This is a genomic window from Sorangium sp. So ce204 (genome assembly GCF_051526795.1).
GTDB classification, from domain to species: Bacteria; Myxococcota_A; Polyangia; order Polyangiales; family Polyangiaceae; genus Sorangium; species Sorangium cellulosum_B.
Genome location: NZ_CP150317.1, coordinates 5,211,259 through 5,231,449 on the forward strand (window position 1 = coordinate 5,211,259; position 20,191 = coordinate 5,231,449).

The 20,191-nt window shown below is 70.6% G+C and carries 17 protein-coding genes; 9 read left to right on the forward strand and 8 right to left on the reverse strand.

Translation table 11 applies throughout. The features are described from left to right. Window positions 1–8: 8 nt before the first annotated feature. Both WMF22_RS19310 and WMF22_RS19315 read left to right on the forward strand, forming a co-directional pair. Entirely contained in the window at window positions 9–920 is a 912-nt protein-coding gene (locus WMF22_RS19310) for an esterase/lipase family protein (protein WP_437300528.1), read from the forward strand. Between the two features lie 54 nt (window positions 921–974). Beyond that, entirely contained in the window at window positions 975–2,018 is a 1,044-nt protein-coding gene (locus WMF22_RS19315) for a lipase secretion chaperone (RefSeq protein WP_438037270.1), read from the forward strand. Here WMF22_RS19315 and WMF22_RS19320 read toward each other — a convergent pair. The 4 genes from WMF22_RS19320 to WMF22_RS19335 all read right to left on the reverse strand — a co-directional run bounded on the left by WMF22_RS19320 (window position 2,002) and on the right by WMF22_RS19335 (window position 6,223). Beyond that, window positions 2,002–2,523, reverse strand: a complete 522-nt coding sequence (locus WMF22_RS19320) for a hypothetical protein (RefSeq protein WP_437300530.1) — start codon at window positions 2,521–2,523, stop codon at window positions 2,002–2,004. The genes WMF22_RS19315 and WMF22_RS19320 overlap by 17 nt on opposite strands. Before the next feature lie 698 nt (window positions 2,524–3,221). Continuing rightward, entirely contained in the window at window positions 3,222–3,716 is a 495-nt protein-coding gene (locus WMF22_RS19325) for a PaaI family thioesterase (protein WP_437300531.1), read from the reverse strand. Window positions 3,717–3,845: 129 nt separating this feature from the next. Then, a complete protein-coding gene (locus WMF22_RS19330) occupies window positions 3,846–5,168 on the reverse strand; it encodes a fatty acid desaturase family protein (RefSeq protein ID WP_438036659.1) in 1,323 nt (440 codons plus the stop codon). Next, entirely contained in the window at window positions 5,165–6,223 is a 1,059-nt protein-coding gene (locus WMF22_RS19335) for an alpha/beta fold hydrolase (protein ID WP_438036660.1), read from the reverse strand. Before WMF22_RS19335 ends, WMF22_RS19330 begins: the two co-directional genes overlap by 4 nt. 570 nt (window positions 6,224–6,793) lie before the next feature. On the opposite strand from WMF22_RS19335, the gene WMF22_RS19340 reads away from it, so the two are divergent. The 3 genes from WMF22_RS19340 (at window position 6,794) to WMF22_RS19350 (ending at window position 9,439) form a co-directional block, all read left to right on the forward strand. After that, window positions 6,794–7,480: a hypothetical protein gene (locus tag WMF22_RS19340; RefSeq protein ID WP_438036661.1), complete on the forward strand. Its 687-nt coding sequence runs from the start codon at window positions 6,794–6,796 to the stop codon at window positions 7,478–7,480. A gap of 295 nt (window positions 7,481–7,775) precedes the next feature. Beyond that, window positions 7,776–9,071: a peptidylglycine alpha-amidating monooxygenase gene (locus tag WMF22_RS19345; protein WP_438036662.1), complete on the forward strand. Its 1,296-nt coding sequence runs from the start codon at window positions 7,776–7,778 to the stop codon at window positions 9,069–9,071. Between the two features lie 14 nt (window positions 9,072–9,085). Further along, window positions 9,086–9,439, forward strand: coding sequence for an FG-GAP repeat domain-containing protein (locus WMF22_RS19350; protein WP_438036663.1), 354 nt, complete (start codon window positions 9,086–9,088; stop codon window positions 9,437–9,439). A gap of 74 nt (window positions 9,440–9,513) precedes the next feature. Here WMF22_RS19350 and WMF22_RS19355 read toward each other — a convergent pair whose 3' ends face one another. Together WMF22_RS19355 and WMF22_RS19360 are read right to left on the reverse strand one after the other, a co-directional pair. Next, complete coding sequence (locus WMF22_RS19355; RefSeq protein WP_438036664.1) at window positions 9,514–9,957, reverse strand: hypothetical protein; 444 nt, start codon at window positions 9,955–9,957, stop codon at window positions 9,514–9,516. A gap of 7 nt (window positions 9,958–9,964) precedes the next feature. Further along, complete coding sequence (locus WMF22_RS19360; protein ID WP_438036665.1) at window positions 9,965–11,533, reverse strand: GMC family oxidoreductase; 1,569 nt, start codon at window positions 11,531–11,533, stop codon at window positions 9,965–9,967. Window positions 11,534–11,762: 229 nt separating this feature from the next. Here WMF22_RS19360 and WMF22_RS19365 point away from each other — a divergent pair, with 229 nt between their 5' ends. The 4 genes from WMF22_RS19365 (at window position 11,763) to WMF22_RS19380 (ending at window position 16,872) form a co-directional block, all read left to right on the forward strand. Continuing rightward, window positions 11,763–12,044 (forward strand): molybdopterin oxidoreductase, encoded by a 282-nt coding sequence (locus tag WMF22_RS19365; protein WP_438036666.1) that lies wholly within the window; start codon window positions 11,763–11,765, stop codon window positions 12,042–12,044. Window positions 12,045–12,047: 3 nt separating this feature from the next. Further along, on the forward strand, window positions 12,048–14,492 hold the full coding sequence (gene nirB, locus WMF22_RS19370; RefSeq protein WP_438036667.1) for a nitrite reductase large subunit NirB: 2,445 nt from the start codon (window positions 12,048–12,050) through the stop codon (window positions 14,490–14,492). A gap of 11 nt (window positions 14,493–14,503) precedes the next feature. Next, entirely contained in the window at window positions 14,504–14,821 is a 318-nt protein-coding gene (locus WMF22_RS19375; RefSeq protein ID WP_437300541.1) for a Rieske (2Fe-2S) protein, read from the forward strand. Between the two features lie 152 nt (window positions 14,822–14,973). Next, window positions 14,974–16,872: a serine/threonine-protein kinase gene (locus WMF22_RS19380; RefSeq protein ID WP_438036668.1), complete on the forward strand. Its 1,899-nt coding sequence runs from the start codon at window positions 14,974–14,976 to the stop codon at window positions 16,870–16,872. 54 nt (window positions 16,873–16,926) lie between these two features. Here the strand turns inward: WMF22_RS19380 and WMF22_RS19385 are convergent, their stop codons facing one another. Then, window positions 16,927–17,763, reverse strand: a complete 837-nt coding sequence (locus tag WMF22_RS19385; RefSeq protein ID WP_437300544.1) for a nucleotidyl transferase AbiEii/AbiGii toxin family protein — start codon at window positions 17,761–17,763, stop codon at window positions 16,927–16,929. An 80-nt stretch (window positions 17,764–17,843) separates the two neighbouring features. After that, on the reverse strand, window positions 17,844–19,946 hold the full coding sequence (locus WMF22_RS19390) for a DUF4365 domain-containing protein (RefSeq protein ID WP_438036669.1): 2,103 nt from the start codon (window positions 19,944–19,946) through the stop codon (window positions 17,844–17,846). Window positions 19,947–20,191 lie beyond the last annotated feature (245 nt).

Consider the following 20,191-nt stretch of genomic DNA (forward strand, 5'->3'; position numbering starts at 1 on the left):
TCGCGTCGATGGACGAGCCGGCGGACGCGGAGCGCGCCGAGGTCGGCGAGGGCGCGCTGGCGATGAAGAGCTATGCACAGACGCGGTATCCGATCGTGCTCTGTCACGGGATGGCCGGCTTCAAGGCGATGTTCGGGGTGATCGACTACTTCGGTGGGATCGCGTCGGCGCTGCGCTCCGGCGGAGCGGAGGTGTACGCCACCGAGGTGCCCCAGTTCGACAGCACCGAGGCGCGGGGGGAGGCGCTGCTCGCGCAGGTCGAGGATATCGTCGCGCGCACCGGGAGCGGGAAGGTCAACCTGGTCGGGCACAGCCATGGCGGGCTCGACGCCCGGTATGTCGCCGCGGTGCGGCCGGATCTCATTGCCTCGGTGACCACCATCGGGTCTCCGCATCAGGGGGCCGAGCTCGCCAGTTTCCTCCAGGAGAACCTGCGGGAGGGCGGGTTCGCGGAGGGGGCGCTCTCGCTCCTCGCGAGCGGCCTCGGCGCGGTGCTCAGCCTGCTCAGCGGGCACGCGGCGCCTCAGGACGCGATCGCCGCCGTCAGATCGCTGTCCGCCGCCGGGATGCGCGAGTTCAACGCGCGTTACCCCGCCGGGCTGCCCGACGGCCGGTGCGGGCAGGGCCCCGACGAGGAGGGCGGCGTGCGCTTCTTCTCGTGGTCGGGGACAGCGGTCGTCACGAGCCTCATCGATCCGACCGACCTGACGCTCAAGCTCATCTCCACGCTGTACTCGGAGTCGAACGACGGGATGGTGGGCAGGTGCAGCTCCCATTTCGGGGAGGTGGTCCGCGACGACTATGCGATGAACCACCTCGACGAGGTCAATCAGATCTTCGGGTTTATCAACCTGTCTGGCCCGAACCCGAAGTCCGTGTTCCGGTCGCACGCGAGCCGGCTGAAGGCCGTCGGCCTCTGACCCTCTGGAGGGCGCTTCGTGGCGTGTCGTGGCAGGACCGCTCTCTTCGTGACCATGGCGCTCGTCGCGGCGATCGGCGCGGGCCGCCTCGTCTCGGGGGAGCGGACACCGCCGGCGGCGCCCTCGGGCCGATCGAACGGGACCGCGCGCCCCGGTCGGGAGGAGGCGCTGCCCGCGCTGTCGGTGGCGCCGGCCCCCACGCGCCTCCGGCAGGCGCTGTCCGTGACGCGGCCCCCGGCGGCGCCGCGCCCGCCGGCGATCGCCGCGCCGCCCTCGCTCCGCGGCACCGACGTCGACGGCGCGGTGACCGTCGACGAGCGCGGCGATCTGGTCGCCGGCCCGGAGCTGCTCGGGCTGTTCGACTACTTCCTGAGCGCGACCGGCGAGGAGCCGGCGCCGGCGATCCGGGCCCGCGTCGTCGCGGCGATCCGGGAGCAGGCGTCGGGGCGCGCGGCGGAGCAGGCGATCGCGCTGTTCGACCGGTACCTCGGCTACCGCGAGGCGGCCGGCGGGGCGCGCGTCGCGCGGGAGGCCGATCCGGCGGCGCGCCTCGCCGCGCTGCGCGCGATCCGGCGCGCATGGTTCGGCGAGGCGGCCGCGGCGCGGCTGTTCGGCGACGAGGAGCGGGAGATCGAGGCGGCGATCGAGGAGTCCCGCATCCTCGCGGACGAGGCCCTCTCGCCGGAGGAGCGCGACGCGCGGATCGCGGAGGTCGAGGCGGCGCTCCCGGAGGCCGTCCGCGAGGCGCGGGAGGCGGCGACGCGCCCGCTCGCGCAGCAGGCCGAGGAGCAGGCGCTCCGGGACGCGGGCGCGTCGGACGAGGAGCTGCGCGCGCACCGGGTGGCGACCGTGGGCCCCGAGGCCGCGGACCGGCTCGCGGAGCTCGACCGGCAGCGGGCGGCCTGGCAGCAGCGCCTCGACGCGTTCGCCGGCGCGCGCGCGGACATCGAGGCGACGGTGGCCGATCCCGACGCGCGGCGCGCCGAGGAGGAGGCGCTGCTCGAGGGCTCGTTCACGCCCGAGGAGCGGCTGCGCGTGCGGGCGATCCTCAACCTCGCGCCTCCCGCGGTGACGGGCGCGCCTACAGCGATCCGTTGATCGAGAGCCCGAGCCCGCCGGGGGTGACGAGCGGGGCCGCGCCCACCTGGAGGACCTGGCCTCGCTGCAGCGGCACGCGCACCTGCGAAGGCATGGCGATGCCGCCGAGCAGCATCCCCAGGCCGACGGCTTGCCCGGCGCCGAGGAGGGAGAGGCCGACCGCGCTGGCCGCCGTCGGCCGCCCCGTGCCGAGGTGGATCCACGGACCCGCGAGGGGGATCAGCAGCGAGGCGGGGCTTGCCGAGGTGCGTTCGTGGCGCCGGACGACGAAGCAGGCGCCCTGGGAGCACTGCGGCACCAGGCGGATCCGCACCTCCGGCTGCGCGAGCGAGAGGGCGGCGCCGCGGACGGCCGACGCGACCCAGAAGCCGCCCAGGGTCGACGCGCCCGCGATGATCCAGCGCGCCCTCCTCGGGTTCGCGACGTAGGTGGCTGTCGCGACCTGCTGCGGGGCGCGCTGCGTGATGGTCGCGGTCTGCCGCGGGGCGCGCTGCGTGGTCGTCACGGCTCGCTGCGGAGGCCCGGCACGCCCCTGCGCCGGGGCCTGAGGTGAGAGGGCCTGAGGCGAGACGGCCTGAGTCGCACCGCCGGCGGAAGCGCTGGAGATGCCGAGACAGAGGCCGATCCCGAGAAGCCCGGCGAGCCCCTGGACGACGCCTTTCCCCCTTGTTGACCTACCGCTGGTTCTCCCCGTCTTCGAAGTCCACATGCGCCCCTCCCGGTGCCATCGACGCACCTGCGCTGGAGAGAGCAAGCCTCGGGCCTCCTCCGGGAGATGCCTTTCGCCCCCGTCGATCGAGCGCCCGGGAGCCGAGGCAGGGAGGTGCAGTGAGCACAGAGGGCAAGGAGAGCACAGCGATTCTCTGCGATCCCCTCGGAGTCCTCGGCGCCGCTGCGATTCCCCTTGATGGAGAGGAGGTGCCGAGTCCCGCGTCCCGGGAAGACGCCGCAGACGAGGAGCGTCTGACACGGCCAGGCCCGGGATCCGCGGCGCTCTCGAATTTTTCGGAGAAATTCACAGGGAGGCGAGGAGACGGGGAGTACAATCCCAACAATCTCCCCGTCTCAGCGCCTCCCTGTTCAATCAGGACGAGCTCGGCGTCGGGTCGTTCGGCGACGATCTCCGCGGCGTGCCGAGCGCGTTGCTCGAGGAGCTCCTCCGGTCGCGGCGCCGGCTCACGGGCGAGCCGGCGTGGGCGGCGCTCACCGCAGGATCAGGCACGTCGTGGTGGCGTGGGCGTAGAGGGTGCCGTCGGCGTCGCGCAGCGTCCCGTCGGCGGTGGCGTGGCGCTTGCCGAGGTGGACGACCCGGCCCTCGGCGATGAGCTCGGGCCCGCCGGCGCGCGGGGCCTTCACGAAGCTGACCTGGAGAGAGACGGTCGAGTAGCCGACCCCCGCCTCCAGGGACGCGTGCACGGCGCAGCCCATCGCGGAGTCGAGCATCGTGCTCAGATAGCCGCCGTGGACCATCGCGATCGGATTCTGGTGCTGCTCGCCGGGAGATCCGGTGATGACGACCCGGCCGGCCTCCACCGCCGCGACCCGCAGCCCGAGGAGGCTCGCGATCGGCGCCATCGGCAGCTCGCCGTTCATCATGGCCGTGAGGTAGGCGAGGCCGGACATCGATCTCACCTTCTCCACCGCCGGCGCAGGATCTTGCCACGTCACCACCAGCTGTCGTTCCTGAGTCGTCGCCATGATTCCCTCTCTCCGTGTTCCTGAATCTGACGTTCGTTACGTTCGTTACGTTCGTTACGTTCGTTACGTTCGTTGCGTCCGTTACGTCCGTTACATCCGCGCGAGCCCGCGATCGATGGGCCTCGGAGCCTATCCGTGCAAGGAAGCGAGCTCAAGACCACCGCCGTTCTTCCGTCCGGCGCGGCGCGCGCCTGCATCGGAGATCGCGACGCGCGTGGCCTGCACCTCCTCGTCGCTGATCACCGCGCGGACCATCTCGGTGATCCGCCTCCAGACGGAGTCCCTGCGGTACGGGAGCCCGACCTCCCTGCACAGCGCCTCGACCTCCCTCGCGACCTCGGGGTAGTGCCGGAGCGGCAGGTCCGGCCAGAGGTGATGCTCGATCTGATACCCCATGTAGCCATGGAGGAAGTCGGCGGCGCTGCTGGGGCTCTCGTAGTTCACCGAGCCGACGATCTGCCGGACGTAGTACTCCTCGCGGCTGCGCGCGGCGCCCTCGAAGATGGGGATATCCAGGCCGGTGTGGGTCGGCGCGATCACCGCGAAGCTGTGCAGGTTCGACAGGAGCTCCGCCACCACGCTGTTGACGAGCACGCCGAGCGCCGCCCAGCGGCCGAGCGGCAGGAACGCGAGCGGCAGGAGGACGAAGTGCACGAGCGCATACGGCAGGTACGAGCGGAGCAGCATCTCGCGGTCGAGCAGCACGCTGGGCGACCAGGCCGCGCGCTCGCGCCCCTCCGTCGAGGCCTCGGCCGCGCGCTCGCGCCGCTTGCGGAGGGCGCTCCGGGTGGCCGGGCCATAGTAGAGCCACTTCCAGGTGCACGCGGTCACGAGCAGCGCGAGCGCGCGGACGAGCTTCGGCTTGCTCTTCAGCCACGCCATGTTGACGGCGACGCGGTCGGGGTCGCGCTCGTCGCCGGTGTAGCAGTGATGAGAGACGTTGTGCTGCGCCTGCCACGCGTCGGCGTCCAGCCAGTCGAACCAGTCCCACAGGCTGCGCCGGCCCCGCGCGAACGTGCGGCTGTTCCAGGCCGGGTCGCCGCCGGCGACGCCATCATACGCCTTGTGGAGGACCGGGTGCGCGACGACGACCCACCTGGCGAACCGGCCAAGGGCGATGAGGATCATCGAGATCGGGTTGGGCCCGAGCGCGGACGTCGCGTACCCGAGGGCGGAGAAGGCGCGGCCCAGCAGGGACAGGCGCTTGATATGGCGGAGATCCTCCGCCCCCGTCCGGGCCGAGGCGCCGGCGCGGATCGCCTTGATGCCCGCCATCAGCCGCCGGGCCCCCTCGGCCGAGAGCGAGGTCGTGCGAGGGGCCGTGTCGGTCGCCGCGGGCGCGGCGCGGGGAAACGCATCCTCGGTCTTCATCGTGAGCTCCGTCCTCTCCGTCCTCTGCGCCTCGAGCGAAGCGAGGCGTGTCATGGCCATGGTGATGATTCGAGCGCTCATGACGCGCCTCCGGGGGCCTGGTGCCGCCGCAGCCAGGCGGCGATCTGCTCGTAGGGGGTCCGAGGCACGGCCGGGTCGAGGCCGAGATCGAGCCTGCGGGGAAGCGCGATATGGCCGCCGCCATCCATCCAGACGACGCGGGCGGGCGACGAGAGCCCCCCGTGCGCCGCCAGGCCGGCGAGGGTCGCCGGCGGCACCATCGGATCCTGGCGCGAATACAGGAGCAGCGCCGGGGTGGCCAGCGAGCCAAGGATCCTCCCGGCGCCCTGGGCCTCGTAATAGGCCGTGGGATCGCGGAAGCCGAAGCGGCGGACCACCGTCAGGCGGTCCCACTCGCGCAGCGTCGCCGCCCGATCGACGGCCGACGGCGGGATGGGCATCCGCCGCCGCCGCGCGATCTCCCGGTACATCCGCTTCAGCCCCCCGAGGACGTGGCGCCGGTACACGACGCTCTCGGGGCGATCCATGTGGCTCACGGCGCGATCGAGGTAGAGGGGCGAGCAGATCGAGGCCACGGCCGCGAGCCGCGGGTGCCCCGCCGCGGCGAGGTGGAGCGCCACGTGCCCGCCCATCGAGAAGCCGACGACGAAGATCCGCTCGTGGCGCGCAACCATGGGATCGCCGCTCAGCACGGCCGCGAGGTCCTCCCAGAGCCCCGCGTGGTGGAGATCCTCCGGGTCGCACGACGAGCCGCGCTGGCCGAGGCGGAGCACCGACAGCCCCTGCGCGCGCAGGGCAGCCGTCGCCGCGCGCAGGTAGGCCGAGCGCACATCCCCGCCCATGCCGTGCAGCAGGACGACAAGGTCGCGGCTGCCCGGGGAAGGGAAGTACAGGCCTGTCAGCGTCGCCGCGCCGTACGGCCCGCCAGGGACGCGGAACCGCCAGGGGACCGCGGACGCGAGCTCCGGGGTGAGGCTGCTCGTGACGAAGCCGGCGACGGTCGCGGCGTGGCCGCGCGCGAGGCGCACGAGAGACGCGCGCTCCCCCTGCCGCGCGGTCAGGGGCTCGGGACGCTGCATCCAGGATGCGCGATGAAGGGCGTTCTGCTCGATCATGGGTCCTCTACCTCTTCCTCTCCGCCGCGAGGCGCGCTGTCCGGCCCGAGCTCCTGATCCCCGGGTGTTCTCCGAGGAGCCGGGCCGCGCGACAGCCGGCCACGGCCGGCACGGGGCGGCGTGGGTGCGGCGGCGAGAGGCGTCACTGCAGCAAGGATGCCAGTCTCCAGCGGGCCTCGTGGGCCGCCCTCCGCCCCGACGCGGGCGCGCCGCGCGTCATCAGGGCCTCAGCGAGCCCAGGCTGCATCGGCGCGGACATCCGCTTGCTCGATCGAGCAACGCGCCGCGCCGCCGGCGGCGCATGCGGCCAGCCGGGGTAAAGGGGCCAGCCGCCAGCTGGAGGTCCTGGCCTCCATGTGAGGAGCGCCCCCGCGGCGCGGCGTGAGGGCTCCGGGCGCGGAACCGCGGCGCCGGACGGGCGGAGTCGCGCCGCAGCCGGCTGGCACCGCGGTTGCCATGCACGAACCGGCATCGACGAGGGCATCCCGGCCGCGCTGCTCGCCGGCCGCGCCAGCGTCCCTTGCAGACCCGAGGTCTGCGCGAAGGAGCATACCCATGAATCCCGTGGCCATGTCTACAGGGGCTGTCCAGATCGTGGCGGGCGTCGTGATCGGTTATCTCACCGTCTCCATGGCGGAGTCGTTTCTCCACCGGAACGCGCTGCACGCGAGCCTCGCGGTCCGCCGCGCGGCGAAGCGGCTCGGCCGCGCGGGCCGCCCCCTCTTGCGCGCGTACACGAGCCACACGGTCGTGCATCACGGCAAGACCTACCGTGAGAGCCACGTGCGGCAGTTCCGGAACCGCGAGGAGCAGGAGCGGCTGGATCGCTGGATCGTCGAGACCCAGGGCGATCGGCGGATGATCCGCGAGCAATACGGCGTCTCGCTGGCCGGCCTGGGGATCCTCGCGTTCGCCGCCCCCGTGCTGCCGTTCTTCGCGCTGTACGCGCTCTTCCTTCCGGCGGCGGTGGTCGTCGGCGCCTCGCTACCGCTCGTGATCTACCCGCTGTCGTCGCTCGTCCTCCACCCGTACCTGCACATGCCGCGGACCGAGGCCATGGCCCGCGCGTCGCGGCCGATGCGGTGGCTGCTCGGCACGCGCTACGTGCGCTTCATCTCCCGGCACCACTACCTGCACCACCGGTACATGCACTGCAATTACAACCTCCTCTGGCTCGGCGACCTGCTCCTCGGGCGGCACCGCCGGCCGAGCGACGAGGACCTCGCCGAGATGCGCGGGCAGGGGATGATCTGCTGAGCGCCTTCCGGGTCTTCGCGTGAGCGCACCGTTGAACGATCTCGGAGCGGGCGGGCACTCACCGACGTAGCACCGACGCCAGGTCGCCGGCCCGTCCGTAGACCTGGGTCGCCGGTGCTCTCACGCGCCAAGTCTCCCGCTGCTCGCGGGAGCTCGCGGCGCGCGCTCTTCTTCCACCCAATTCGACGGCGTTCTTCGGAATCTCGGTCTTCGACCGCCCTTCCGAAAAGCTGCAGATCAGCGCTCGATACCCTCGAAGCCCGTTCAAGGTCGCACTTTTCCCCGAGGAGCTCGCATGAATCGTAGTCGTTATTTGTTCTCGGCGCTGTCCTTCCTATCCGCTCTCGTGGTCGTCGCGTGCAGCTCATCCGGCTCCGGTCCGGAGAACGGCAACGCGGAAGCGCTGCCGTGCGACGTCGACAAGATCCTCTCCACGAAGTGCCAGACCTGTCACGGGGCGTCCCCGAAGTTCGGCGCGCCGTTCCCGCTGGTCGACCGGACCGATCTGGTCGCGCCCGCGGTGAGCGATCCCAACAAGAAGGTCTACGAGCTCGTCGCCGCACGCGCCCGCGACACAGCGCGCCCCATGCCTCCGCCCCCAACCGAGCCCCTGACCGCCGCGGAGCTCGCGATCTTCGATCGATGGATCGCCGCCGGCATGCCGGCCGGTAAAGACACGTGCGTCGACCCGGGCGGCGGCGGAACCATCCACCCTCCGACCCTGAGCTGCACACCGGATGTCCGGCTAGCGCCGTCCGCGCCTTACGTCATGCCGAAGGACGTCCAGGACCAGTATATGTGTTATGGGGTCGATGTAGAGATCGGCCAGAAACGACACCTCGTCGGGGTCGTGCCCCACATCGACAACAGCACCATTGTACACCATATCCTGCTCTTCAAGGCGGATGAGGCGTCTCCCTCGACGCCCACGCCGTGCGATGGGGGCGACATCATGGGGGATCTTTTGGCCGTCTGGGCGCCCGGCGGCAAGGCCACGGAGCTGCCGCCAGAGGCGGGCTTCCCGCTGGAAGGCACGGAGCACTTCACGATCCAGGTGCACTACAGCAACATCAAGGGCCTCGACGGGCAGCAAGACAGCACCGGCTTCGACGTCTGCACGACGACGGAGCTCCGCCCCAACGACGCCGGCATCTTCGCGCTCGGCACAGAAGAAATCAACATCCCGCCTCACGGCTCGTTCGACGTGAGCTGCGATTACCAGTTCCCGCGGGATATGGGGGAGATCTCGGTGATCAGCGTCATGCCGCACATGCACATCCTCGGCAAGCACCTGTCGAGCAACACGGTGCCCACGGACGGCAGCGAGCCGAGCAACCTGGGGCTCGCCGATCCGTGGAACTTCGACAACCAGATCTGGTATGACAACGATACCATCCTTCGAGGCGGCGACACCGTGAGGACGCGTTGCGCGTGGGACAACCCGGGCAACAGCGCCGTGGAGTTCGGGGAGCGGACGCAGGATGAGATGTGTTATAATTTCGTGATGTACTATCCGTCTCAAGAGCTAGAGTCAAAGGTGGAGGACTTGACTTCTCCGACGGAAGAAGTGTCCTGTGTGACCACAAAATAGACCAGCTCGGCGACGTGAACAACGACGGACGCCAGGACGTCGCCGCCGTCACGCACGAGTACACCGACGGGCCGATGCGGGTCTGGATCCTGCTGCAAGACGGGCTCGGCCACCTGACCGCGCCGCAGCCGCTGCTCACCATCGATGACCACCAGGTTTCCGTCTCCGGAGGCATCCAGATCGCCGATCTGAACCTCGATGGGCGGAGCGATCTCGTGGCGCTCAGCCGAAACACCGCCGAGATGTGGTCGTTCCTCCAGACCCAGGAGGGCACGTTCGAAGCCCAGGCGGCTCCATTCCCCGGCACCTTAGAACATCGACGGCTTCGGCATCGGCATCACCGATTTCGACTGCAGCGGGTGCCCTGACGTCGTGGGCGTCCAGCTCGACGGTCTCGTCGCCTTCCGCGGTCGCGGCTGCGCGACGGCGCCTTGAAGCGGATCTACGCGGCCTTCGCCGGCTTCGGGTTCAGCTCGAGGAAGCGGCGCTGGTAGGCGTACGAGCGAAAGCGGATCTTCAGCGGCGGCTTGTTGTTGCTCTCGATCTCGAGCTTCGCGCCGTCGTCGTGCTCGGCGCAGTGCGGGATGCGCAGCGTGTAGGTCGTGCCGCCGCCGGTGCGGACCGCGATGCTCCCGAGCGCGAGCCCGGCCGCGGCGACGGCCGCGTTGGTCCCGGTCTCGCCGTCGTGCGCCTTCGCCTCGACGCCGCGGGTCGCCGGCCTCGCGCACACGCAGCAGCCTGCCGGCCAGCTGATCGTCTCGCTCGTCACCGGCGCCGGAAAGCCCGGCGTCGGGTGGACGTAGTCATCGGTGAGCACGGTGAGGACGCGCTTGTCGACGAGGTACGCGGCCTGGCACTTGTCGCAGAACGCCGGGTCGTCCCCCAAGCGGCGGCTACACAGCGCCGTTGCGGAGCCACTCGCCGAACCGCTCGCCGATCATCAGCGCCGTCAGGTTCGTGTTCACGCTCGGGATGGTCGGCATGATGCTCGCGTCCGCGACGACGAGGCCCTCGACGCCGCGGACCCGCCCGCGCCCGTCGACCGCCGCCGAGACGTCCCCCTCGGGCCCCATCGGGGCCGTCCCGCACGGGTGGTAGCCCGAGCCGCAGCTCCGGGTGATCCACCGCTCCAGCGCCTCCCGCCGCATCAGCGTGCGCTCCGTTGGCCAGACGAACCAGCCGAGCTCGCGCATCGGCGCGGTGCGGGCGATCTCGTACGCGAGCGCGAGCGCGTCGACCGCGCGCGACAGGTCGTCCCGGTCGACGAGCATGTTCGAGACGATGCGGGGCCGCGCGTGCGGGTCGGCGCTCAGGTGCTCGATGCGGCCGGCGCCGCGCGGCTTGCCGATGCAGCACGCGATCGCGAACGCCGGCACCGTGAAGCGCGGGTGCAGCGGGAAGAACGAGCCCGGCTGGAGCATCACGTCGTTCGGGTACGGGCTGCCGCGCGACGTGTAGCGGAGCATCGTCTGGACGAGCGGCTGGCGCAGCACGTCGATCAGGCCGCGGCGGCGCGGCCACAGGCCGATGACGGCCCCCGGATGGTCGAGCAGCCGCGCCCCCACGGCGGGCACGTCGGACACGAGCGCGACCCCGAGGCGCGCGAGCTCGGCCCGCGGCCCGATCCCGCTGCGCAGGAGGATCCCCGGCGTCGCGATCGCGCCGGCGCTCAGCACCACCTTCCGCGTCGCGACGACCTCGACCCGCCCGTCCGTCTCGATCTCGACCCCCTCGACCCGGCGGTTCCGCACGAGCACCCGCCGCACCGTCGTGCGCGGCCGGAGCCGCAGGTTCTCGCGCCGGCGCACCTCGGCGGTCAGGTAGCAGCGCGCCGCGCTCATGCGCTGTCCGTCGATCTTGTTCATCGCGTGCGGCCCGACGCCGCCGGGCGCGCGCGGATCGTTGGTGTCCGCGCACTCGGGGTAACCGAGCGCCCTGCACCCGTCGACGAACGCCGCCTGCCACGGCACGAGCTCCTCGCGCCGGGCGCGGCGGATCGGCACCGGGCCGCCCTTGCCGTGCCAGGGCTCGCCGAAGTCGAGATCGTCCTCGAGGCGCTTGAAATAGGGCAGGCAGGCGTCGAAGCCCCACTCGGGCAGGCCGAGCGCCGCCCACTCGTCGTAGTCGTACGGCTGGCCGCGGACCGCGATGCACGTGTTCACGGCCGACGAGCCGCCCACCACCTTGCCGCGCGGGAAGAGGAACATGATCTGCCCGGGCGTCGGCCGGTGGCGATAGCCCCAGTCGTGCGCGAGCCACGAGTTGCGGGTGCCGTCCCGGAGATCCGCGGGCAGGCGCTCCGGGTCCGGGTAGTCCGGGCCCGCCTCGAGCAGCAGGACCTCGCGATCCGCGCGCTCGGTGACACGCGCGGCGATCACGGCGCCCGCCGAGCCGGCCCCGACGACGACGAGCTCCGCGGCGGCGGCCGGGCGGGGCGAAGAGGACAGGGACGATCGAAACACCTTGGAAACTCGACCTACACGGGATCGCGCCGCCGGGCAACGAACCCTCGAAACTGTCCTCGCTGTATGACCGTGGTGCGGTGCCAGAGCGCCGCGCGGCGTGCGCCGGGCGGCGTACGCCGCGCGCGCCCGTCCGAGGGTCCGATGATCCGCCCGGGAGGCCACATTGGAAACACCGAGGTTCATACAGGGTGTCTACTCGTTCGAGGGGCAAGGCCTGGAGCGGCCGGTGCCTCTTCGTCCGGCGGTCGGGTACACCGTCCCGCGGGACAAGCGCGCTCAGCTCATCTACCTGCGCGCGGGCAACTCCACGCCCGAGCTCATCTACCTGCTCCTCAAGCGCGACGGCCACGCGATGCGCTATTTCCCGATCGGCGCCAAGTCGGCGATCCACGTGCCCCTCGTGATCATCGAGGACATCCACCCGGAGAGCGTGATCGATCTGTGCGTGGGCGCGCCCGAAGGCGCGCGGGGGCTCGCGACGATCGACATCGGCCTGGCGGAGATCTGAGCCATGCAGAAGAAGCGAAAGCTCGTGTTGATCGGCAACGGGATGGCCGGCGTCCGCACGGTCGAGGAGATCCTCGCGCGGGGCGGCGCCGACCAGTTCGAGATCACCATCTTCGGCGACGAGCCGTATGGCAATTACAACCGCATCCTGCTCTCGGAGGTGCTGAACGGCTCCCAGGACCCGAGCGAGATCTTCCTGAACCCCCTGGCCTGGTACCGCGAGAACGGCATCCAGCTCCACGCGGGCGTGCGCGCGCGGGCCATCCACCGGCACGCGCGCCAGGTGACCGGCGAGCACGGGGTCGTGGCGCCGTATGACAACCTCATCATCGCGACGGGCAGCTCGCCGTACATCCCGCCGATTCAGGGGCTGCGGCTGGAGGGCGGCAGGGAGAAGCCCGGTGTGTTCGTGTTCCGCAGCCTGGACGACTGCCACAAGATCGCCCAGTACGCGCGGGGCAAGCGGAGCGCCGCGGTCATCGGCGGCGGGCTGCTCGGGCTCGAGGCCGCGCGCGGGCTGCAGAACTTCGGCCTCGACGTCCACGTTGTCCACATCAGCGGTCACCTGATGGGGCAGCAGCTCGACGCCACGGCGGGCGGCATCCTGAGGACGACGCTCGAGCAGCTCGGCGTGACGGTGCACCTCAACAGGAGCACGAAGGAGGTGCTCGGAGAGGACCGCGTGACGGGGCTCCGCTTCGCCGACGGCGAGGCGCTCGCCTGCGATCTCGTGGTGATCTCCGCGGGCATCCGGCCGAACGTGGAGATCGCTTTGCGCGCCGGCCTGACCGTCGAGCGCGGGATCGTGGTGGACAACCACATGCGCTCGCCCGACGACCCGAGGATCTACGCCGTCGGCGAGTGCTGCCAGCACCGGGGGCAGGTCTACGGGCTCGTGGCGCCGCTCTGGGAGCAGGGCAAGGTGCTGGCCGACCACATCACGAAGCGCAACGAGAAGGCCTCCTACGCCGGCTCGAAGGTCTCCACGAAGCTCAAGGTCATGGGCATCCAGCTCGCCTCGATGGGCATCACCGAGCCCGCCGACGACCGCGACGAGATCGTGCAGTTCCTCGAGCCGAAGAAGGGCACGTACAAGAAGCTCATCATCCGCGACGGCAGGCTGCTCGGCGGCATCCTCCTTGGGGACGTCAGCAAGGCAGCGTACCTGATGCAGGCGTTCGACAAGAGCACGCCGCTCCCGGAAGAGCGGCTGTCGCTGCTGTTCGATCTCGGCGCGCCCTCACAGCAGGCGACGATCGAGGAGATGCCGCAGGGGATGCAGGTCTGCAACTGCAACGGCGTCACCAAGGAGGGCGTCGTCGCGTGTGTGCGCGCCGGCAAGCGGACCCTCCGGACCGTCATGGACGCGACGCGCGCGGGCATGGGCTGCGGCGCCTGCAAGCAGCTCGTCTCGGAGGTCGTGGCGTGGGCGTGCGGGGGCGCGGCGGAGCAGGACCCCGCGGCCAGCTACTACGTGCCTTCCGTCCCGCTGAGCAAGCCCGAGCTGGTCCAGGCGATCCGCGAGCGCGGGCTCCGGTCGGTGTCCGCCGTGTTCCGCGAGCTCGCCGGCGGGAGCGAGGACCCGGGGAGCAAGCCGGGGCTCGCGTCGCTGCTCCGCACGGTATGGCACCACGACTACGACGACGAGCGCGACGCCCGCTTCATCAACGACCGCGTTCACGCCAACATCCAGAAGGACGGCACCTTCAGCGTGATCCCGCAGATCGCGGGGGGCGTCACGTCGGCGGCGCAGCTGCGGCGGATCGCGGACGTCGTCGACAGGTACCGCGTGCCGCTCGTGAAGCTCACCGGCGGCCAGCGCATCGACCTGCTCGGCGTGAAGAAGGAGGACCTGCCGGCCGTGTGGCGCGACCTCGACATGCCTTCTGGGTTCGCTTATGGGAAGTCGTACCGCACGTGCAAGAGCTGTGTGGGGAGCGACTTCTGCCGGTATGGGCTCGGCGACAGCATCGCGCTCGCGCTGAAGATCGAGGAGCGTTTCCAGGGCATGGACACGCCGGCCAAGCTCAAGCTCGCGACCGCCGGCTGTCCGCGCAACTGCTCGGAGGCGATGGTGAAGGACGTCGGCGCCGTCGCGGTGGAGGGCGGCAAGTGGGAGATCTACGTGGGCGGCGCGGCCGGCGCCCACGTGCGCAAGGGCGACGTGCTCTGCGTTGTCGAGACGCACGAGGACGCGCTCAGGCTCATGGGGCGATTCATCCAGTATTACCGCGAGAACGCCAGGTACCTGGAGCGGACGTACGGATTCGTGGAGCGCGTCGGTATCCAGAAGATCCGCGCCGTGGTTGTGGACGACAGCGAGGGCATCGCGGCGCGCCTCGACGAGGAGATGCGGAAGACGGTCGAGGCGTACCGCGATCCGTGGCGAGAGGCGAATTCCCCGAGGACGGCGAACCAGTTCCGATCGGTCCTGCCGGTCGTGCAATGAGGGGGCGCGAGATGGAGATCACCCTGGGCCCGCTCTCGGCGATCCCGCCGGGCGAGGGGCGCGCGTTCGAGGTCGGATCGGAGCGCATCGCGGTGTTCGTCGCGCGGGATGGCCGCGTGTTCGCCACGCAGGCGAGCTGCCCGCACCGGGGCGGTCCGCTTGTCGACGGGCTGCTCGGCGGCTGCACGCTCATCTGCCCGCTGCACGCCCGGAAGTTCAACCTGGAGACGGGAGAGGCCCTGAGCGGCGGGGAGGGGCTCAGGACCTATCCCGTCCGCCTGAGCGCGACGAACCAGATCCTTGTGCGGATCGAGGGCGGCGGGGGCTGAGCGCCGCCCGCGCCGCGCCCGGGGGGAGGCCCGACGCGTGCTGCCGCGCGGGCGCTCCGCGGAGCCCCAGGCACGCGCGTCTTTGGGTACGCTACCGGAGCGCGTCGCGCGTCGCGCGTCACGCGACGTTGCCCGGAGGGTTCCCGTTCGCCATGGCCGACCCCACGACAGCCGCACCGCTCGCCCCCGGCGCCGTCCTCGGGGGCGACTTCCGCGTCGTCCGCCCCCTGAGCCAGGGGGGCATGGGCGCCGTGTTCGTCGCCGAGCAGCTCTCGACGGGCAAGCCGCGCGCGGTGAAGCTGATGCACGCGCAGCTCGCGCAGGACCCGCGCTTCCGCGAGCGCTTCGAGCAGGAGGCGAGGGTAGGGGCGCGGATCGAGAGCGATCACGTCGTCGAGGTCGTCGCCGCGGGGGTCGATTCCGCGACGCAGACGCCCTGGCTGGCCATGGAGCTGCTCGACGGGGCCGACCTCTCCGCCGTGATGGCGCAGCGCGGCGCGCTGCCGCCCGACGAGGTGCGCGACCTGATGGGGCAGCTGTGCCACGCGCTCGGCGCGGCGCACCGCGCGGGGGTCGTCCACCGCGATCTCAAGCCCGAGAACATCTTCATCGCGCGGCCGCGGCAGCAGAACGTCCGCTTCAAGGTGAAGGTGCTCGACTTCGGCGTCGCGAAGATCGTGGCCGAGGCGCGGGCGACGACGTCGATCACCGCGTCGGTCGGGACGCCGCTCTGGATGGCGCCCGAGCAGACCGAGCTCGCCGCGCAGGTCGTCCCGGCGTCGGACGTCTGGGCGCTCGGGCTGCTCGCGTTCTACCTGCTCACCGCGCGCCTCTACTGGGTCGAGCCGAGCCGCGGGCCGAGCGCCTCGGTCATGTCGCTCATGCGCGAGGTGCTCTTCGGCCCGCTGGATCCACCGTCCGCCCGCGCCGCGCAGCTCGGCTGCGCGCACCTGATCCCCCCCGGCTTCGACGCCTGGTTCGCCCGGTGCCTCGCCCGCGACGTCCGCGCCCGCTTCGCCGACGCGGCGCAGGCCATGGCGGCGCTCGATCCCGTGCTCGCCGCGGCCGCCCACAGGTCCGCGCCGCTGCCGGCCGTGCCATCCCTGCCCACGCCACCCGTGCCCACACCCCCGGTCTATTCCGGCCATTCCGGGCCGGCCACCGCGCCGACCCAGCCGGGGGTCTACCGCACCGACGTCGGCGGCATGACCGGCGGCACGCTCGTCCCGGTGCCGGCGCTGCCCCCGCGCAGGGCCCCCTGGGGCCTGCTGCTCGCGATCGCAGGCGGCGGGCTGGTCGCCGTCGCCGCGCTCATGGCCTTCGGCTTCGTGGCCTTCCAGCGGCTCCGCGCGGCGGACCGCGCCGCCGACGGCGCGCCGCCATCGCCGCTCTACGGCAGCGGCGATGCGGCCACGGCCCCGGGCGGGGCGCCGACGCCGCCGGCCAGGCCCTCGAGCGCCGCGGCGAGCAGCGACGTCGATCTGGCCGGCACGTACGACATCGTATCGTCGCGCAACCCGGGCGGGCAGGGCAGCTACACGGGCAACGTCCTTCTCTCGCGGAGCGGCGACACGTACCGCATCTCCTGGATCATCACGAAGGGCGCGGGCTACGAGGGGATCGCGTTCGTGCAGGGGCAGACGCTCGCCGTGGGATGGGCGAGCGGCGGGCCCTACGGCGCGGCCGCCTACCGCATCGACGGCGGGCGCCTCCGCGGGCAGTGGATCGCCACGGACCGGCCCGGCCAGGTGATCTCCGAGGAGCTGGAGGGCCCTGAAGGGCTGGTCGGCAGCTACCGGATCGTCGACGGCGCTCGCAAGGGCACGGTCGTCATCGTGCCCACGGGCGAGACGTACGCCGTCACGTGGGCGCTGAGCACCGGCGCGCTGAAGGGGGTGGGCATCCGCTCGGGCGATCAGCTCGTCGTGGGCTGGTCGCCGAGCCAGCAGGTCGGCGTGGTCAGCTATGCGATCGCGGGCCGGCAGCTCGCGGGGCGATGGGGGACCCTGGGCGGCACGCTGGCGGGGAGCGAGGCGCTTGTGCGCCGCTGACGACGCTGTTGCACCGAGCGACTCTCGGCGACGCGCCGATGGAGAAGCTGCAGGTCAACGAGGGGCCGGATCGATCTCTGCCGGAATCCAGTCCCAGGTTTCAGCGCTCCACACGCCGGCCCTGCCCGCCAGCACCGGCTGCAAGAACTTCTCGACCGCCTCGAAAAGCACGTCGATGGTTGGCCACGGAAGCGCGCTCTCTTGAGCAAGATTCGCGTAGACAGCGTCCCACGCGGGCGGCGGTCTCGGCAGCGCCAGCGGCACCGGGTGGGTCGCACGATGAGCGAAGACGGCGGCGATCGTGTCATGAAGCGCCACCGCATCGTACGGGCCGCTCCGCGCGAGCAGCCCGAGATCCGGCAGATCGCGGACCCGGGAATTGGTCACTGGGTACGGATACGTATATGCGTGTAGCTTCTCGGCGATGTGCACCTCTCGCGCATAAACGGCGACCTCGAACGGAGGTATCCCTGCGAAACCGAAGAACTCCCCCGCGGCGATGCGGTCGGGGGGTCTGGGCATGAGCCCGCCGGAGACGACGTCCACGTGAAAGGGCTCGCCGTAGATCTTTCCGGCCAGCCGTGCCTCGCTCCGAAAGCGGTACCCTTGGTAAGGGCTCGTCGTTGCGATCACCGCGTGCTGCGAATCACGCCGGATCTCGAATGTCATGAAGTCGCCGAGGTCCATCCGACATGCGGCCTGTAGCTCGGCGAGCAGCGCCCCGGGATCTCCTGATATGCGCAGATCCACGTCGCGCGTCGCTCGCGCCCCATGGAGGCGCAGCTCCAGCGCGAAGCCTCCTTTGAGCACCACGCGCGATCCGAAGGCCGATGCCAGCCTCGCTGTGAACCGCTCGAAGACCAGTATTTGACGGACGCGCACGACGAGCATGCCCGCGCGCTGCGCCTCCGTGCGGATCCGCTGCTCGAGCGCCTGCCGGAACTGCTCGGCGGTTCGATAGCCTCGCGTCTTCATTCTGCGGCGAACGTCGTGCTCGGGGGTAGCTCGTCGGCGGCGAACATGCCTCGCTCGATTCCCTCGCGGCGTGCCTGGTCCAATAGGTCGGGATCGAGCCCGGCGTCCGTGCAGTCCCGGAGGGTGCGGATGGGTGTCGTGACAGGCACGACGTCGTGCCAGGTGATCTCCGACTCCGCCAGCGTCGCGCGATGCAGGACGACGTGAGCAGGCAGCGACGCCGGCGCCCATGTCGGCGGAACCGTCGCATGAATGCGCGGGGGAAGGATGTCGGAGAGCTCGTGGAGCATGAGCGCGGTATGGTGGGAGAATACTGCTGTTTTACCGCTCTGAAGCCAGACGACGACCAGATCTTCCACGTCGGAGACCGGTGGAAAATTGACCATGCGGAAGACGCCCTCCGCTACCGTCTGCACCTTCTGGCGCTGTTCGAGGTAGTCCAGGTAGTCGGCGAAACAGCCGACCGACCCTGCTTGATCGGCGGTGAAGTACCCAGACTGCTCCTTCGCGAAGGCGTCGAGGCGATCCTCGACGCTGCCCTCAGGGATCCAGTGGAGGTAGCGTCCGCGGCATGGAATCTTCACCTGAAACGTTTCTTCCTTCGACGCCAGTGCTTGCTGCAGGGCGTTATTGTGTGCCTCCACGAAGCGCGGCACATCCGCAACCACACAGCGTACAGGTCCGATTGGCACACGAACTCCGAAGATCTCGACAATGTCCTCATTATCGATCGTGCCGTCGATGACGAAGGTGACCGGACCTTCGGTCGGATCGATCGCGAGCGCTGTTGCTCCCTTGGTGCGAATCTTCGCCGTGTACGTCATCTCGATCTCGTGTTCACTACCGGCCACGATCCCGAACAGCTTGAGCGCAGCTTCGATTTGTTGCCTAGGCGGCGGAAAGTTGAATTTGAACGTGCCGTATCTCCGTATACGGTCTTGAAGCAAGCAAAGCCTTTCCAGGAGCTCGTGGGCCCGTCGCAGCGCGTTCCGCCCCTCCTCCGGCGTGGATGCGCCGAACGCCATGAGACACGTCTCCTTCTCGTCGAGCCGCTCGATCCGCAGAATGCCGCCGGGCTCCGTCGCAACGAGGAAGAACCGGGCCGCAGCCGTGGCCTCGAAGACGTCTCTTCTGTTCAGCGCGAGATCGACGCTCACCTCGACGTGCTGCGTGTCCTCGTCACTGACGGTGAGCGCTAATGTGACCGCTGCACGCTGGTGCTCGTTGCTCAAGGTCCGGTATCGACGGCCCGAGCGCGCAAGACGCAGTGCAACATACGGCAGCTGCGCTGTCCCCAAGGGTGACTCGGCTTCGACTCGAACGGGCAAGGGCTCACTTCCGGGGACCGAAGCGAGCCGTACCTCGGCGGTGGAGCGCTTCCAGTAGTCTTCTCCGAAGGCCGCGCGGAGACTGTCGTGGAGTATGACAATATCGGAGATGAATCGCCCCTCGATCGTCACCGCGCCGCCACCTTCCCAGAACCTGGTGAGCTCGTCGAGCTTGGCGCGTCCTTCGGGGCTATCGTCGACCTGGACCGACAGCTCGAAGGCGACCTCTTCGCCGGGCCGGACCAGTTTGGGAAGCTCGTCCCGTGCCACCGCCACTCGCAGTCTCGCGAGCCCCTCGTCGTCGGTGACATTCGCTCTGGGGATGAGGAGCGTCGCCTCCTGCTGCCCGCGCCATCCGCGGCTCCGGTTGTCCAGCCGCTCGCAGGCGTCTCTGGCGAGAGCCCAGTACCCGCGCCGCTCGCGGATATCCCAGATGATGATCGCGACGGGCCTTGTCTTTCTCTCCCAGCCAACGAGGTGCTTGACGTCGAGGGGATAGTGCAAATGAGCGGGATCGCTCTCCACGTGGAACCGTTCTATACTCTTGTGTCCCTTCACCTGGAGGTCGAGCGAGAGCCCGGTGCACGCGCCTCCGGTCTCGAAGATCTCGACCCGAACGTCCTCGCCCGTGTCCGGGTAGATCGAGGACGAATCCACCTTCCACCCTGCGTCGGTGAGACGATCGGCGAGCTGGAAGACGGCCCTCTGCGAGACGCGCATCGCGTCGCTGAACTGCGGCCCCGTCCTCCTGTCGTTCCCCCTGGGATCCATGGCTCCAGCGGATGCTACCATCATGTGACGGTGCGTGCTCGGGCTTCCCAGGCCGAACGCTCCATCGGACGCGCCGCGGGCCCGTTGGCCAGGGCATCAGGCGATCGCTGGCGGCGGTGCTCGCATGCCGGGAGCGGTCCTGGCGAACCCGAGCCAGCTCGATCGGCGTCCGGCGACGCGTCGCCGTCTAGCAAGACCCGTCGCGCGCCGGGGTGCGCGGAGGACGTAAGAGGGCAGGGGCGCCG

Coding starts and splice junctions, on each gene's coding strand:
- WMF22_RS19310 (WP_437300528.1), top strand. CDS start 9: ATGGACGAGCCGGCGGACGCGGAGCGCGCCGAGGTCGGCGAGGGCGCG.
- WMF22_RS19315 (WP_438037270.1), top strand. CDS start 975: ATGGCGCTCGTCGCGGCGATCGGCGCGGGCCGCCTCGTCTCGGGGGAG.
- WMF22_RS19325 (WP_437300531.1), bottom strand. CDS start 3,716: ATGGCGACGACTCAGGAACGACAGCTGGTGGTGACGTGGCAAGATCCT.
- WMF22_RS19330 (WP_438036659.1), bottom strand. CDS start 5,168: ATGAGCGCTCGAATCATCACCATGGCCATGACACGCCTCGCTTCGCTC.
- WMF22_RS19335 (WP_438036660.1), bottom strand. CDS start 6,223: ATGATCGAGCAGAACGCCCTTCATCGCGCATCCTGGATGCAGCGTCCC.
- WMF22_RS19340 (WP_438036661.1), top strand. CDS start 6,794: ATGTCTACAGGGGCTGTCCAGATCGTGGCGGGCGTCGTGATCGGTTAT.
- WMF22_RS19345 (WP_438036662.1), top strand. CDS start 7,776: ATGAATCGTAGTCGTTATTTGTTCTCGGCGCTGTCCTTCCTATCCGCT.
- nirB (WP_438036667.1), top strand. CDS start 12,048: ATGCAGAAGAAGCGAAAGCTCGTGTTGATCGGCAACGGGATGGCCGGC.
- WMF22_RS19375 (WP_437300541.1), top strand. CDS start 14,504: ATGGAGATCACCCTGGGCCCGCTCTCGGCGATCCCGCCGGGCGAGGGG.
- WMF22_RS19380 (WP_438036668.1), top strand. CDS start 14,974: ATGGCCGACCCCACGACAGCCGCACCGCTCGCCCCCGGCGCCGTCCTC.
- WMF22_RS19385 (WP_437300544.1), bottom strand. CDS start 17,763: ATGCTCGTCGTGCGCGTCCGTCAAATACTGGTCTTCGAGCGGTTCACA.
- WMF22_RS19390 (WP_438036669.1), bottom strand. CDS start 19,946: ATGGATCCCAGGGGGAACGACAGGAGGACGGGGCCGCAGTTCAGCGAC.